This is a genomic window from Curtobacterium sp. MCPF17_003, assembly GCF_003224385.1.
In the GTDB taxonomy this organism is placed as follows: Bacteria; Actinomycetota; Actinomycetes; order Actinomycetales; family Microbacteriaceae; genus Curtobacterium; species Curtobacterium flaccumfaciens.
Genome location: NZ_QKLC01000003.1, coordinates 158,474 through 171,857, shown reverse-complemented (window position 1 = coordinate 171,857; position 13,384 = coordinate 158,474). Strand labels below are relative to the sequence as shown.

Below are 13,384 nucleotides of genomic sequence, written 5' to 3'. Positions count from 1 at the left end.
CCTCAGACCGTCAGGTCGCCTGAGAACACGAGCTCGGCGGGCCCGGACAACGACACGTGTTCGCCATCCTCGGTCGCCGTCATCCGCACCGTCAGCAGCCCGCCCGGCACCCGCACCCGCCAGGTGTCCGGCGCCCCGGCACCGACCCAGTAGCGGGTGGCGAGGGCAGCCGCGACGGCCCCGGTGCCGCACGAGAGCGTCTCTCCGCTCCCCCGCTCGTGCACCCGCATCGTGATCTCGCCGACGCCGTCCTTGATGAGGGGGTCGCCGGGCAGCACGAACTCGACGTTCGCACCGTGCTCCGGCGCCGGGTCGAGCACCGGCAGGAAGGTCAGGTCGAGGTCGGCCAGTTCGTCCTCGGTCTCGACGGCGACGACCACGTGCGGGTTGCCCACGTCGATGCCGATGCCGGGCCGCGCCCCGTCGAGGTTCTTGGCCCGCACGAGCACGTCGTCAGAGCCCCCGCCCTCGATGCCCAGGCCCCAGCGGCCGAGGTCGGCGGCGAACCCGTTCGTGGTGCGCTGGATGTCGACCAGCCCCTTGCGGCTGCCGACGGTGAGCGTCTCGCCGGGAGCGAGCTCGACCAGGCCGGACTCGGTCAGGAACCGGGCGAACACGCGGATGCCGTTGCCGCACATCTCCGCGATCGTGCCGTCGGCGTTGTGGTAGTCCATGAACCACGTCGCCTCGGGCTCGACGGCCACGAGCGCACGCCCCTCGGGGATCGCCTCGGACCGCACCGCGCGGATCACACCGTCGCCGCCCACGCCGAAGCGTCGGTCCGCGATCGCGCGGATCCGCTCGGGGGTCAGGTCGACGGTGGCGTCGGGGTCGGCGAACAGGACGAAGTCGTTGCCGGTCCCCTGGCCCTTGGTGAAGTGCAGCTCGGTCACGGCACGATCCTACGGGCCAGTTCCGACAGGTCGCCGCGGTCCGCCCCTGTGACGTCGAGCGTCTCGGCATCGGCGTACCGGCGGAACCAGGACACCTGCCGCCGGGCGTACTTCCGGGTCGCGATGCCGGTCGCCTCGACCGCGTGCTCGCGCGTGGCTGTGCCGGCGAGCACCTCGAGCGCCTGCGAGTAGCCGATGGCGCCGCGCGCGGTCCTGCCCTGCTCGAGTCCCTGCTCGCGGAGCGCCGCGACCTCGTCGACGAGTCCGGCCTCGAACATCCGCGCGGCCCGCTCGTGCAACGCCGACACGAGCTGCTCGCGGTCACGCCGCAGGTGCAGGATCCGGGACGGTCGCCAGGCGCGGGGCGAGGCCGGGAGGCTCGGGGTCACGACCTCGGATCGGCTCGCGATCTCGAGTGCACGGATCAACCGCCGTGGGTTGCGTGCGTCGATCGTCGCGGCGGCCGCCGGGTCGAGGGCGCGGAGTCGCTCGAGCAGGATGCCCGGGCCGAGCTCCTCGTGCTCGCGCTCGAGCTGCGCGCGGAGCGCGGGGTCGGTGCCCGGGAACGCCAGGTCGAACAGCACCGCGGAGACGTAGAGGCCACTGCCGCCGACGAGGACGGCCACGCCACCGTCGGCCTGGATCCGGTCGACGTCGGCTCGGGCGGCGACCTGGTACGCCGCGACGCTCGCCTCGTCGGTGACGTCGAGCACGTCGAGCTCGTGGTGCGGGATGCCGTGCCGTTCGGCCGGGGGGAGCTTCGCGGTACCGATGTCCATGCCCCGGTACAGCTGCATGGCGTCCGCGTTGATGATCTCCGCGGGGCGACCGGCAGCACGCAGTCGCTCTGCGATCGCGATGCCGAGGTCGGACTTCCCGGTGCCCGTCGCCCCGACGACCGCGATCAGGTCGGCAGTGGCAGCGGCACCGGCACCGGCGCCGGACAGCGTTCCGGAGGCGACGGGCGGAACACCCGACGGTCCGGCGGTCGGCAGGTCAGCGCCCGACACGGAGCGTGGGCAGCCCGAGCGAGACCGGACGGGGCCCGTCTCCCGCGGCGGCAGCGGGTGTGGGCACGCCGCAGCTCTCGGCCTGCGCGCGGTCCCAGGCGTCACCGGCCCGGGTGCGTCGGATGCGCAGCGGAGCGTCGTCGTCGGCGAGCAGGAAGTGCGGCGCGGCACGGGTGACGTCGACGGTGACCACGTCGCCGGGGCGCGGGACCTCGGAGCCGGCGGGCACGGCGAAGTGCACGAGCCGGGAGTCCTCCGCGCGACCGGAGAGCCGGCGGGTGGCGTCGTCCTTGCGTCCTTCGCCCGAGGCGACGAGCACCTCGACGCTCCGGCCGACCTGCAGCGCGTTCTCTTCCGCGGTGATGCGTTCCTGCAGGGCGACGAGTCGCTCGTAGCGCTCCTGCACGATGTGCTTCGGCAGCTGGTCGTCCATCGTCGCCGCCGGGGTGCCCGGACGGATCGAGTACTGGAACGTGAACGCCGAGGCGAACCGCGCCTGCTCGACGACGCGCAGGGTGTCCTCGAAGTCGGCGTCGGTCTCGCCGGGGAACCCGACGATGATGTCGGTGGAGATCGCCGCGTGCGGGATCTTCGCGCGGACGCGGTCGAGGATGCCGAGGAACCGCTCGCTGCGGTAGCTCCGGCGCATGGCCTTGAGCACGCGATCGGAACCCGACTGCAGCGGCATGTGCAGCTGGGGCATCACGTTCGGGGTCTCCGCCATCGCGTCGATGACGTCGTCGGTGAAGGCCGCCGGGTGCGGGCTCGTGAAGCGGACGCGCTCGAGCCCCTCGATGGCGCCGGTGGCCCGCAGCAGCTTGCCGAACGCCTGTCGGTCGCCGAACTCGACCCCGTAGGAGTTCACGTTCTGCCCGAGCAGCGTGACCTCGATCGCGCCGTCGTCGACGAGCGCCTGGATCTCGGCCAGGACGTCACCGGGACGGCGGTCCTTCTCCTTGCCGCGGAGCGAGGGGACGATGCAGAACGTGCAGGTGTTGTTGCAGCCGACCGAGATCGAGACCCACCCGCTGTGCGTCGAGTCGCGCTTGGTGGGCAGCGTCGACGGGAAGACGTCGAGTGCCTCGAGGATCTCGATCTGCGCCTCGTCGTTGTGCCGCGCCCGCTCGAGCAGGGTCGGCAGCGAGCCCATGTTGTGCGTACCGAAGACGACGTCGACCCACGGCGCCTTCTCGAGGATGACGTTCTTGTCCTTCTGCGCCAGGCACCCGCCGACGGCGATCTGCATGCCGGGGTGCTCGCGCTTGATCCCCGCGAGCTGCCCGAGGTTGCCGTACAGCCGGTTGTCCGCGTTCTCGCGCACCGCACAGGTGTTGATGACGACGACGTCGGCCTGCGCACCGTCCGCCGCGGTGTAGCCCGCGGCCTGCAGGGACCCGCTCAACCGCTCGGAGTCGTGCACGTTCATCTGGCACCCGTAGGTGCGGACTTCGTAGGTGCGGGGGCGCGCTTCGACGGTGGCCATGGTCGTTCCAGTGTAGGTCGGGGCGACTACTCGAACCGTACGGTCCCGCGGCCGGGTTGCGGCCGTTTCCCACCGCCGTCGAGGGCACGTGCAACAGCGATCCGGACGACCCCGGAGCTGTAGCCCTTGCGCATCAGGAAGCCGGACAGACGGCGTTCCGCAGTGGCCCGGTCGAGCCCGCGCATCTGCGGCGCCCGCTTGTCGGCGAGTTCCTGCGCGCGGAGGAACTCGTCGTCCTCGTCATCGGCGGCTTCGTCGAGCGCGGTGTCGATCGCCACCTGGTCGATCCCCCGGCGACGGAGCTCCGTCACGACACCCTGTCGACCGAGGCCCTTGCGGGCGTGCAGTCGATCCACCAGGTCGGTGGCGAGGGCGACGTCGTCGAGGAGCCCGACACGGGTCAAGCGTTCGATCTCGTGCTCGACCACGTCGGGGTCGAGGTCCTGCTGCAGCAGCAGGGTCCGCATCTCGGACTCGCTCACGCCCTTGCGCCCGAGAGCGCGCAGGCTGATCCGTTCGGCATCCGCCCGCTGTTCGTCGAGCGGACGCGGTGCGTCGGCCGGGTCGATCTCCTCGCCGCCGGCGATGGAAAACACCGACGCGGTGCTGGCATCAGCCGTCTCGGAGTCGTAGCCGTCCTGCTCCGCACGGCTCGAGCGCCCGCTGCCGTCGCCGATCACGGGCGACACCCACGCTGCCGGCCGGCGGGCACCGTGCAGCGGCACCGGCGAATCGGCGTCGAACGATGCGGGGAACTCGTCCACCCGGCTTTCGTCCGACTCGGGCAGCGCCCAACCATCGGTGTCGCGCGGTTCGTCCGGTGACACCGGAGGCTCGGGGATCGCGGGCGTCACCGGGGTGACGGGGGCGCGACGACGCGACCTCGCACCGAACAGGTCGGTGACCGGTGCGAGGCCGTCGTCGTCGTGGTCGGTGCTCACGCGCCCTTGCGCTCCGCGAGCTTCGGCGCGATCGACTCGACCGGGGCATCTTCGGCCTTGGCGCCACCGACGCCGAGCTTGGCGAGGATCTTGCCTTCGATGTCGGCAGCGATCTCGGGGTTCTGGATCAGGAAGGAACGCGAGTTCTCCTTTCCCTGCCCGAGCTGGTCGCCGTCGTAGGTGTACCAGGCACCCGACTTCTTGACGATGCCGTGGTCGACACCGAAGTCCAGCAGCGAGCCTTCGCGCGAGATGCCGACGCCGTACAGGATGTCGAACTCGGCCTGCTTGAAGGGCGGCGCCATCTTGTTCTTGACGACCTTGACGCGTGTGCGGTTGCCCACCGCGTCGGTGCCGCTCTTGAGCGTCTCGATGCGACGGATGTCGAGGCGGACGGACGCGTAGAACTTCAGCGCCTTACCGCCCGAGGTGGTCTCGGGCGAACCGAAGAACACGCCGATCTTCTCGCGCAGCTGGTTGATGAAGATCATCGTGGTCTGCGTCTGGTTCAGGCCACCGGCGAGCTTTCGCAGGGCCTGGGACATGAGGCGGGCCTGCAGACCGACGTGCGAGTCGCCCATCTCGCCCTCGATCTCGGCGCGCGGCACGAGGGCCGCGACGGAGTCGATGACGATGAGGTCGATGGAGCCGGAGCGGACCAGCATGTCCGCGATCTCGAGCGCCTGCTCGGCGGTGTCGGGCTGCGACACGAGCAGGGCGTCGATGTCGACACCGAGCTTCTTGGCGTACTCGGGGTCGAGCGCGTGCTCGGCGTCGATGAAGGCCGCGATGCCACCGGCGCGCTGGGCGTTGGCGATGGCGTGGATGGTGAGGGTCGTCTTACCCGACGACTCCGGGCCGTAGATCTCGACGATGCGGCCACGGGGCAGGCCACCGATGCCGAGCGCGACGTCCAGCGCCACCGACCCGGTCTGGATGACGTTGACGGGGGCGCGTTCGTCCGAACCGAGGCGCATGATCGCACCCTTGCCGAACTGCCTGTCGATCTGTGCGAGTGCGGTCTCGAGGGCCTTCTCGCGGTCTGCCGGTGATGGCATGGGTGCTCCTTCGTGCTCGTGTTCGGCCGCCTGTAGGCTGTCGCGTCCACGCCGGCCGATGGTGCAAGGCCGATGGTTCTGCGACAAGGCTTCGGGCTGTTCCCGATGTCCATCAACCTATGGCGAGCCACCGACATCACTGCCGACGGTCACGCGATCTGTGGATGGAACACCCGGGCGACGCCGCTGTGGATGAAGCTACCACCGATCGAACACGCGTTCGAGCAACACGCCGAACACAGTTTCGGGTACCCGGCCTCGCGGAACCGCCTCAGTCCTGGGGTTCGGCCAGGCCCTTGCCGTGCCGACGGTCCATCGGGACGTCCTGCGAGTCGCAGAGCGCGTCCCACACCCGGCGGGCATCGACACCGGCGGCGAGGGCGTCCACGGCGGAGCGACCGCCGAGCCCTTCGAGCACGACGTCACGGGTGACCACGGAACCGTAGGCCTCACCGAACACCTGGTCGACGGCTCGCCAGAACTCACTCACGCGCATCCGACCAGCCTAGGCGCGTGGTCGTGGGCCGGAACGCAGAACGCCCCCGCCGGGAAGGACCGGCGGGGGCGTTCGGTGCGATTCGCTCAGCGCACCGCGAGGTCGTTGTCGAACTCGGCGACGAGGTCGTCCGGGAGCGTGTCGGGGACGGGGGTCAGCCCCTCGACGATCGCGAGGCGGTCGCCCACTTCGCGCATGATGGTCGAGATGGGCGTGTCCAGAGCATCCGCGACGGACGCGAGGATCTCCGAGCTGGCTTCCTTCTGCCCACGCTCGACCTCACTGAGGTACCCGAGCGCGACACTGGCCTTGGACGCGACCTGACGGAGGGTCCGGCCCTTCTGCAAGCGGAAGTCCCGGAGCACATCGCCGATTTCCTGACGAACGAGAACCATGAGAACTCCTCCTCTCTGTCGTCTCCGCGCCCGCTCGGTCCGGTGGATCGAGTTCGGGTTCAGCAACAATAGCGTTGCCGGTTGCAGCATGTTAGCCAGGCTGGCTGCCGTACTGCTGGAGATTTCGTGAGATGTAACCCAGTGGAAACGGGACCTATTCCCGGCCCCGGACCTCGGACGACATCCGTGCAAGGAGTTCGGAGACGGTGGCGTGCCGGATTGCTCCCCGGTCACCGTCGAGGTGCAGCTCGAAGGCCTCAGCCCCCGCGGCGGAGGCGATCCCCACGTACACGGTGCCGACGGGCTTGCCGTCCTGCGGATCCGGGCCGGCGACGCCCGTCGTGCTGATCCCCCACGTCGCGGGTTCCCCGTCGACGGACAGCGCGATCCGGACACCGGCGGCCATCTGCCGGGCGACCTCCGGGTGCACGGCACCCTCGGCATCGAGCAGCTCCGCCGAGACCCCGAGCACGGAGTGCTTCACGGCCGTCGCGTAGGCCACGACGCCGCCGCGGACGACGGCGCTCGCCCCCGGCACGTCGACGAGGGTCGCGACCACGAGGCCGCCGGTCAGCGACTCCGCCACGGCGAGGGTCTCGCCCCGCGCCGTCAGTTCGGCGATGAGTCCCGGTGCGACCGGGACGGGAGGGGCGGCCTGCGTCGAGCGCTCGGGTCCGGTCAGGCGGGGGTGCGGTTGTGCTTCCATGCCTGCCAGAGGTAGTCGATCCCGCTCAGGATCGTTGCCAGGAACGCGGCCGTCATCAGGATGCCGTTGACCCAGTGCGCCCAGTCGCCGACCAGGTTCCACCACGGGAACAGCGCGGCCGTCAGGGCGACGGCCTGCAGCACGGTCTTGATCTTGCCGCCGCGGCTGGCCGGGATCACCCGGTCGGAGAGCACCGCGAACCTGAAGACCGTGATGCCGATCTCGCGCACCATGATCAGGACGGTCACGTACCAGGGCAGCTCGGCCAGGATCGACAGCGCCACCAGCGCACCCCCGATGAGGACCTTGTCGGCGATCGGGTCGACGAGCTTGCCGAAGTCCGTGACCAGGTTCTGCCGACGGGCGATGATGCCGTCGGCGCTGTCCGTGACGATCGCCACGACGAAGACGACCGCCGCCCAGATGCGCAGGGGTCCGTCGTCGCCGGCGTCGGCGAGCAGCAGGACGAAGAACAGCGGCGCCATCAGGATCCGCACCACCGTGATGATGTTCGCGACGTTCGCGGTCGACGCCGGGCCGGGGCCCTTGCGCAGCAGCCGCCCGCGCCACGGGAACCGTGCGCCGTGCGTGGTGTTCGTGCTGTCCGAGGCGGTCATCGCCGTCACTCCCTGCCCGTCAGTCCCCACGCGTCCTCATCGGGCTCGTCGTGGACTTCATCGTACCCGCGGGTCATGTCCCCGACCGGGTCTGCTCCGTAGCGGTCACCGTCGCCGGACGGCGTCGGCGCCGGCGCTGCCGGAGCGGCCGCGGCGGGCGGCTCCTCGCCGCGGAGCTTCGCGAGCACCGCGGGCAGCTGGTCGGCGGTCACCAGGACGTCGCGGGCCTTCGAGCCCTCGGACGGCCCGACGATGTCACGCGACTCCATCAGGTCCATCAGGCGACCGGCCTTGGCGAAACCGACGCGGAGCTTGCGCTGCAGCATCGACGTCGAACCGAACTGGGTCGACACGACCTGTTCGACGGCCGCGAGCAGCAGTTCGAGGTCGTCGCCGATGTCGGCGTCGATCTCCTTGCGCTCGACCACGGCCTGGACGTCCTGGCGGTACTCGGGCTGCGCCTGCCGCGTGACGTGCTGGACGACCTCGGCGACCTCGCCCTCCTGCACCCAGGCGCCCTGCACGCGGAGCGACTTGGACGAACCCATCGGCAGGAAGAGCGCGTCGCCCTGACCGATGAGCTTGTCGGCACCGGGCTGGTCGAGGATGACGCGGGAGTCCGTGACGCTCGTCACCGCGAAGGCGATGCGCGACGGCACGTTCGCCTTGATCAGCCCGGTGATGACGTCGACCGAGGGGCGCTGCGTCGCGAGCACCAGGTGGATACCGGCGGCTCGCGCGAGCTGGGTGATGCGGACGATCGACTCCTCGACGTCACGCGGAGCCACGAGCATGAGGTCGGCGAGCTCGTCGACGACGACGAGCAGGTATGGGTACGGCTTGAGCTTCCGCTCGCTGCCCGCGGGCAGGACGATCTCGTTGTTCTCGATCGCCTTGTTGAAGTCGTCGACGTGGCGGAACCCGAACGACGCCAGGTCGTCGTACCGCATGTCCATCTCCTTCACGACCCACTGCAGCGCTTCGGCCGCCTTCTTCGGGTTCGTGATGATGGGCGTGATGAGGTGCGGGACACCGGCGTAGATCGAGAGCTCGACGCGCTTCGGGTCGACCAGGACCATGCGGACCTCGGACGGCTTCGCGCGCATCAGCAGCGACGTGATCATCGAGTTGATGAACACCGACTTGCCGGAACCGGTGGAGCCGGCGACGAGCAGGTGCGGCATCTTCGCCAGGTTCGCGACGACGAAGCCGCCCTCGACGTCCTTGCCGACGCCGATCGTCATCGGGTGCTTCGACTTGCGGGCGGCGTTCGAGCGCAGCACGTCGCCGAGCGAGACGATCTCGCGGTCGGTGTTCGGGATCTCGACGCCGATGGCGCTCTTGCCCGGGATCGGCGACAGGATGCGGACCTCGTTCGAGGCGACCGCGTACGACAGGTTCTTCGACAGGGCCGTGACGCGCTCGACCTTGACGCCGGGGCCGAGCTCGATCTCGTACCGGGTCACCGTCGGCCCGCGGGAGAACCCGGTGACCTTCGCGTCGACCTTGAACTCGGTGAGCACCCCGGTGATGGCGGCGACGATGTCGTCGTTCGCCTGGCTGCGCGCGACCGAGGGCGTTCCGGAGCTCAGCGTGGTGGCGGCGGGCAGTCGGTAGGGCTTCGACGGGTCCTCGTCGGACCCGGCGGCGGCCGCGCTGAGCTCGGCGTCGGCGTCGATGTCCTCCGGCTCGTCGACGATCTCGGGCTCGGACAGCACCTCGGGCACCGCGGGACGGATGTCGGCCGTCGGCTCCGGCCGCGCGGGGACGTCGGTGCCGAACGCGCGGAGCGCCTGCTCGGCGTCCTGCAGGTCCTGTTCGACGGAGTCGTTGAGGTTGACCGACGCGGGCTCGGCCGGCGTGAGGTCGACGAGCCCGGCGGCGGCACCGGCGTTCGGACTCGCAGCGGGCACGACGGGCGCAGCAGGCGCAGCAGGCGCGACGGCAGCGGCAGCCGGGGCGACCCCGGTGGCCGGGGGCAGCACCGGGCTGTCGTACGCCGGGTCCTCTTCGCGCCCGGACTTGTTCCGGCGCCACCACGGCACGTTGTCGCCATCGGCTTCGGCGGCGGCAGCGGCCTGCTCGTCACCGAACCCGAGGTCGTCGAACAGCTGGAAGTCGGCGTCGCCCTTCTTGCCGCGCTTGGACGTGCGGGCGCGGGCGGCGGGCTCCGCCACGGCGGCGGCGTCGGCCTCGGGCTCCGCTGCGGGGGCCGGTGCGCCGAACAGGTAGGCGTAGAGCTCGTGCAGTCGGCGACCGAGCTTGTTCGGCGGCGTCTTGGTGATGATGAAGAGCGAGAGCACCAGCAGCACGATCGCCACGGGCACGGCCACCCAGGCGGTCGCGATCGTGACGAGCCAGCCGATGACCACCCAGCCGAGCACCCCGCCGGCGGCGGCCAGCGCGGGCATGCCGTCGGCCGCGCTCGGTCGGCCACCGAAGACGTGGCAGAGCGAGGCGATCGACACGATCAGGATGCCCAGGCCGATGCCGATCCGGGTGTTGTCGTGCACGGAGGCCGGGTGCCGGAACAGCCACCCGGCGAACACGATCATGATGACGGGCAGGGCGAACGCCAGGCGGCCGAACAGCCCACCGAACGTGTACGCGTCGAGTGCGACGGAGACGCTGTTGGTCGGGTTGAGCCACTCGACGACCCCGCCGGCGATGGCCAGCAGGAACAGCAGGAACGGGAACCCGTCGCGCCGCTGGTCCTTCTCGAGGGTCTCCTTGCCGAGCAGCCGGAACATCGCGCCGACGCCGTGCGCCATCGCGAGCCAGAAGGTCACGAGCGGGTTCTGCTCGCGGAACACCGGCGTGGGCGCGGCCTGCGGCAGCTTCTTCGTCGTGGCCTGGGTGCGCGACGAACCGCGCGTCCCGTTGCCACGGGACGACGTGGACGCGCGCGAGCGCGTGGTCGACTTGGTGCCTCCGGCCATGGGCAGAACCCTAACGCCCGCTCAGGACAAACGCAGGAAGGCCCGCCGCAGCGTCCGTGACGGACGCTGGACGGGCCTCCAGGGCGGGAACGGGCGCTACGCCTCGATGACCACCGGGACGATCATCGGACGACGACGGTGCTTCGTGTTCACCCAGCGACCGACCGTGCGACGGACGACCTGCGCGAAGGCGTGCGAGTCGCGCGTGCCGTTGGCGGCAGCCTCGGAGATCGCCTTGGCGATCTGCGGGCGGACGTCGTCGAACACGGAGTCGTCCTCGGCGAAGCCACGCGACTGGATCTCCGGGCCGATCACGCACTGCCCGGTGGTGAAGTCCACCGCGGCGAAGATCGAGATGAAGCCCTCTTCCGCCAGGACGCGGCGGTCCTTCAGGTCGGCGTCGGTGATCTCGCCGACGGTGGAGCCGTCGACGTAGACGTAGCCGATGTCGAGCTGGCCGGCGACCGTCGCGACACCGTCCTTCAGGTCGACGACGATGCCGTCCTGCCCGAGGATCACGTTGCGCGGCGGGACACCCGTCTGGATCGCCAGGTCGGCGTTCGCGTACAGGTGGCGGTGCTCGCCGTGGACGGGGAGCACGTTGCGCGGCCGCAGGATGTTGTAGCAGTAGAGCAGTTCGCCGGCGGAGGCGTGTCCGGAGACGTGCACCTTCGCGTTGCCCTTGTGCACGACCTTCGCACCGAGCTTGGTCAGCCCGTCGATGACGCGGTACACGGCGTTCTCGTTGCCCGGGATGAGCGACGACGCGAGGATGACGGTGTCGCCCTCGCCGATCTCGATCTGGTGCTCGAGGTTCGCCATGCGGGCCAGGACGGCCATCGGCTCGCCCTGCGACCCGGTCGACATGTAGACGATCTGGTCGTCCGGGACGTTCTTCGCCTTCTTCGTGTCGATGAGCACGTTCTCCGGCACCCGCAGGTACCCGAGGTCGGCGGCGATCGTCATGTTGCGGATCATCGAGCGCCCCATGAACGCGACCTTGCGGTTCGCGGCTGCGGCGGCGTCGAGGACCTGCTGCACACGGTGCACGTGCGACGAGAAGCTCGCCACGACGACCTTCTTGCGGGCGCGCATGATGATGTTCTCGAGCACCGGGCCGATGTCGCGCTCCGGAGCGGTGAAGCCCGGCACGTCGGCGTTCGTGGAGTCCGGCAGGAACAGGTCCACGCCGGCCTCGCCCAGACGGGCGAACGCACGGAGGTCGGTGATGCGGTCGTCCAGCGGGAGCTGGTCCATCTTGAAGTCACCCGTGTGCAGCACACGACCGGCGGGGGTCGTGATCGCGACGGCGAGCGCGTCCGGGATGGAGTGGTTCACGGCGACGAACTCGAGGTGGAACGGGCCGATCTGCTCGGTCTGGTCCTCGGCCACGACGAGCGTGTACGGCTTGATCCGGTGTTCCTTGAGCTTCGCCTCGACCAGCGCGAGGGTCAGCGTGGAGCCGATCAGCGGGATGTCGTCACGGAGCTTGAGCAGGTACGGGACGGCGCCGATGTGGTCTTCGTGGCCGTGCGTGAGCACGACGCCGAGGACGTCGTCGAGGCGGTCACGGATCGGCGAGAAGTCCGGCAGGATCAGGTCGACACCGGGCTGGTGCTCCTCGGGGAACAGCACGCCGGCGTCGACGATGAGCAGCTTGCCCTCGTACTCGTAGACGGTCATGTTGCGACCGATCTCGCCGAGGCCCCCGATGGGGACGACGCGGAGGGTGCCGGCTTCGAGCGGCTGCGGTTCGGAGATCTGTGTGGGCATTCGGTCCTACGGATTCGGGCGACGCGCGTGCTGCGCGCCGCGGTGTTCGCTAGCGGGTGGTGCCTGGCACCTTCGGTAGTGCACCGCCGGCCGCCGCGTTGCGGTCGGGGCGGAAGTTCGAGAAGTCGGCGCCGGGCACGTCGCGCACGGCTTCGAGGGAGGTCTCGATGGCGTACGCCTCGGAGTCCTCGGGGCCGACGAGCGGCAGTCGGACGCGCGGGCTGCCGATGCGGCCGAGCCCGTGCAGGATGTACTTCGCGGCCACGGTACCGGGAACGTGCGTCATCACGGCGCGGACGAGCGGCTCGAGTCGCCTGTGCTCGGCCGTCGCGGTGGCCAGGTCGCCCCGGTTCACGGCGTCGACGATGGTGCGGTACGGCGCCGACGTGATGTTCGCGGTCACGCCGATCAGGCCGGTGGCGCCGATCGACAGGTGCGGGAGCACGTTCGTGTCGTCGCCGGAGAAGTACATGAGATCGGTGTTGTTCAGCACCCGCGAGACCTCGGCGAAGTCGCCCTTGGCGTCCTTCACGGCGAGGATGTTCGGGTGCTTCGACGCGCGCAGGATCGTGTCGTACGTGATCGGGATGCCGGTGCGGCCCGGGATGTCGTACAGGATCACCGGCAGGTCGGTCGCGTCCGCGATCATCCGGAAGTGGGTGAGGACACCCGACTGCGTCGGCTTGTTGTAGTACGGCGTGACGATCATCACGCCGTCCGCGCCGGCCTTCTCGCTCTGCTTGTACAGGTGGATCGCGTGCGCGGTCTCGTTCGAGCCACCGCCCGTGATGATCTTCGCGCGACCGGCGGCGACGGACTTGCCGACCTCGACCAGACGGAGCTTCTCCGGGTCGGTCAGCGTCGACGTCTCGCCGGTCGTGCCGGTGACGACGATGCCGTCGGCGCCGGCGGTGATGCAGTCGTCGATGTGCTGCTCGACGCCGGGCCAGTCGACCTCGCCGTCGGCCGTGAACGGGGTCACGAGGGCGACGAGGACCTGACCGAAGGGATTCTCACGCGGGGACACGGGCACCAGCGTACCGGGGATGCGCGCGAGGACCGCCGACCGTGTG

The 13,384-nt window shown here is 70.2% G+C and carries 12 protein-coding genes; all 12 read right to left on the bottom strand.

Annotated features, from left to right (window positions below; all coding sequences use genetic code 11):
• Positions 1–2: 2 nt before the first annotated feature.
• Positions 3–893, bottom strand: coding sequence for a diaminopimelate epimerase (gene dapF / locus DEJ30_RS04795; protein WP_110859279.1), 891 nt, complete (start codon positions 891–893; stop codon positions 3–5).
• Positions 890–1,840, bottom strand: a complete 951-nt coding sequence (gene miaA / locus DEJ30_RS04790) for a tRNA (adenosine(37)-N6)-dimethylallyltransferase MiaA (RefSeq protein ID WP_375231868.1) — start codon at positions 1,838–1,840, stop codon at positions 890–892. The genes dapF and miaA overlap by 4 nt, the downstream gene beginning before the upstream one ends.
• 49 nt (positions 1,841–1,889) lie before the next feature.
• A complete protein-coding gene (gene miaB, locus DEJ30_RS04785) occupies positions 1,890–3,386 on the bottom strand; it encodes a tRNA (N6-isopentenyl adenosine(37)-C2)-methylthiotransferase MiaB (protein ID WP_110859278.1) in 1,497 nt (498 codons plus the stop codon).
• Between the two features lie 26 nt (positions 3,387–3,412).
• Positions 3,413–4,327: a regulatory protein RecX gene (locus DEJ30_RS04780; RefSeq protein WP_110859277.1), complete on the bottom strand. Its 915-nt coding sequence runs from the start codon at positions 4,325–4,327 to the stop codon at positions 3,413–3,415.
• Positions 4,324–5,385 carry a recombinase RecA gene (gene recA, locus DEJ30_RS04775; protein WP_027464767.1) on the bottom strand — a complete coding sequence of 354 codons (1,062 nt, stop codon included), beginning with the start codon at positions 5,383–5,385 and terminating at the stop codon, positions 4,324–4,326. The genes DEJ30_RS04780 and recA overlap by 4 nt, the downstream gene beginning before the upstream one ends.
• A gap of 271 nt (positions 5,386–5,656) precedes the next feature.
• Positions 5,657–5,881 carry a DUF3046 domain-containing protein gene (locus DEJ30_RS04770; RefSeq protein ID WP_027464766.1) on the bottom strand — a complete coding sequence of 75 codons (225 nt, stop codon included), beginning with the start codon at positions 5,879–5,881 and terminating at the stop codon, positions 5,657–5,659.
• An 86-nt stretch (positions 5,882–5,967) separates the two neighbouring features.
• Complete coding sequence (locus DEJ30_RS04765; RefSeq protein ID WP_027464765.1) at positions 5,968–6,276, bottom strand: helix-turn-helix domain-containing protein; 309 nt, start codon at positions 6,274–6,276, stop codon at positions 5,968–5,970.
• 154 nt (positions 6,277–6,430) lie between these two features.
• Positions 6,431–6,982: a CinA family protein gene (locus DEJ30_RS04760; protein WP_258369818.1), complete on the bottom strand. Its 552-nt coding sequence runs from the start codon at positions 6,980–6,982 to the stop codon at positions 6,431–6,433.
• Complete coding sequence (pgsA, locus tag DEJ30_RS04755) at positions 6,955–7,599, bottom strand: CDP-diacylglycerol--glycerol-3-phosphate 3-phosphatidyltransferase (protein WP_181420006.1); 645 nt, start codon at positions 7,597–7,599, stop codon at positions 6,955–6,957. Before pgsA ends, DEJ30_RS04760 begins: the two co-directional genes overlap by 28 nt.
• 5 nt (positions 7,600–7,604) lie before the next feature.
• Complete coding sequence (locus tag DEJ30_RS04750; RefSeq protein ID WP_110859275.1) at positions 7,605–10,538, bottom strand: DNA translocase FtsK; 2,934 nt, start codon at positions 10,536–10,538, stop codon at positions 7,605–7,607.
• Between the two features lie 96 nt (positions 10,539–10,634).
• Positions 10,635–12,311: a ribonuclease J gene (locus tag DEJ30_RS04745; protein ID WP_110859274.1), complete on the bottom strand. Its 1,677-nt coding sequence runs from the start codon at positions 12,309–12,311 to the stop codon at positions 10,635–10,637.
• A gap of 49 nt (positions 12,312–12,360) precedes the next feature.
• On the bottom strand, positions 12,361–13,338 hold the full coding sequence (gene dapA, locus DEJ30_RS04740) for a 4-hydroxy-tetrahydrodipicolinate synthase (protein WP_110859371.1): 978 nt from the start codon (positions 13,336–13,338) through the stop codon (positions 12,361–12,363).
• Between the last annotated feature and the right edge of the window lie 46 nt (positions 13,339–13,384).

Coding starts and splice junctions, on each gene's coding strand:
- DEJ30_RS04745 (WP_110859274.1), bottom strand. CDS start 12,311: ATGCCCACACAGATCTCCGAACCGCAGCCGCTCGAAGCCGGCACCCTC.
- pgsA (WP_181420006.1), bottom strand. CDS start 7,599: ATGACCGCCTCGGACAGCACGAACACCACGCACGGCGCACGGTTCCCG.
- DEJ30_RS04760 (WP_258369818.1), bottom strand. CDS start 6,982: ATGGAAGCACAACCGCACCCCCGCCTGACCGGACCCGAGCGCTCGACG.
- DEJ30_RS04750 (WP_110859275.1), bottom strand. CDS start 10,538: ATGGCCGGAGGCACCAAGTCGACCACGCGCTCGCGCGCGTCCACGTCG.
- recA (WP_027464767.1), bottom strand. CDS start 5,385: ATGCCATCACCGGCAGACCGCGAGAAGGCCCTCGAGACCGCACTCGCA.
- miaB (WP_110859278.1), bottom strand. CDS start 3,386: ATGGCCACCGTCGAAGCGCGCCCCCGCACCTACGAAGTCCGCACCTAC.
- DEJ30_RS04770 (WP_027464766.1), bottom strand. CDS start 5,881: ATGCGCGTGAGTGAGTTCTGGCGAGCCGTCGACCAGGTGTTCGGTGAG.
- DEJ30_RS04765 (WP_027464765.1), bottom strand. CDS start 6,276: ATGGTTCTCGTTCGTCAGGAAATCGGCGATGTGCTCCGGGACTTCCGC.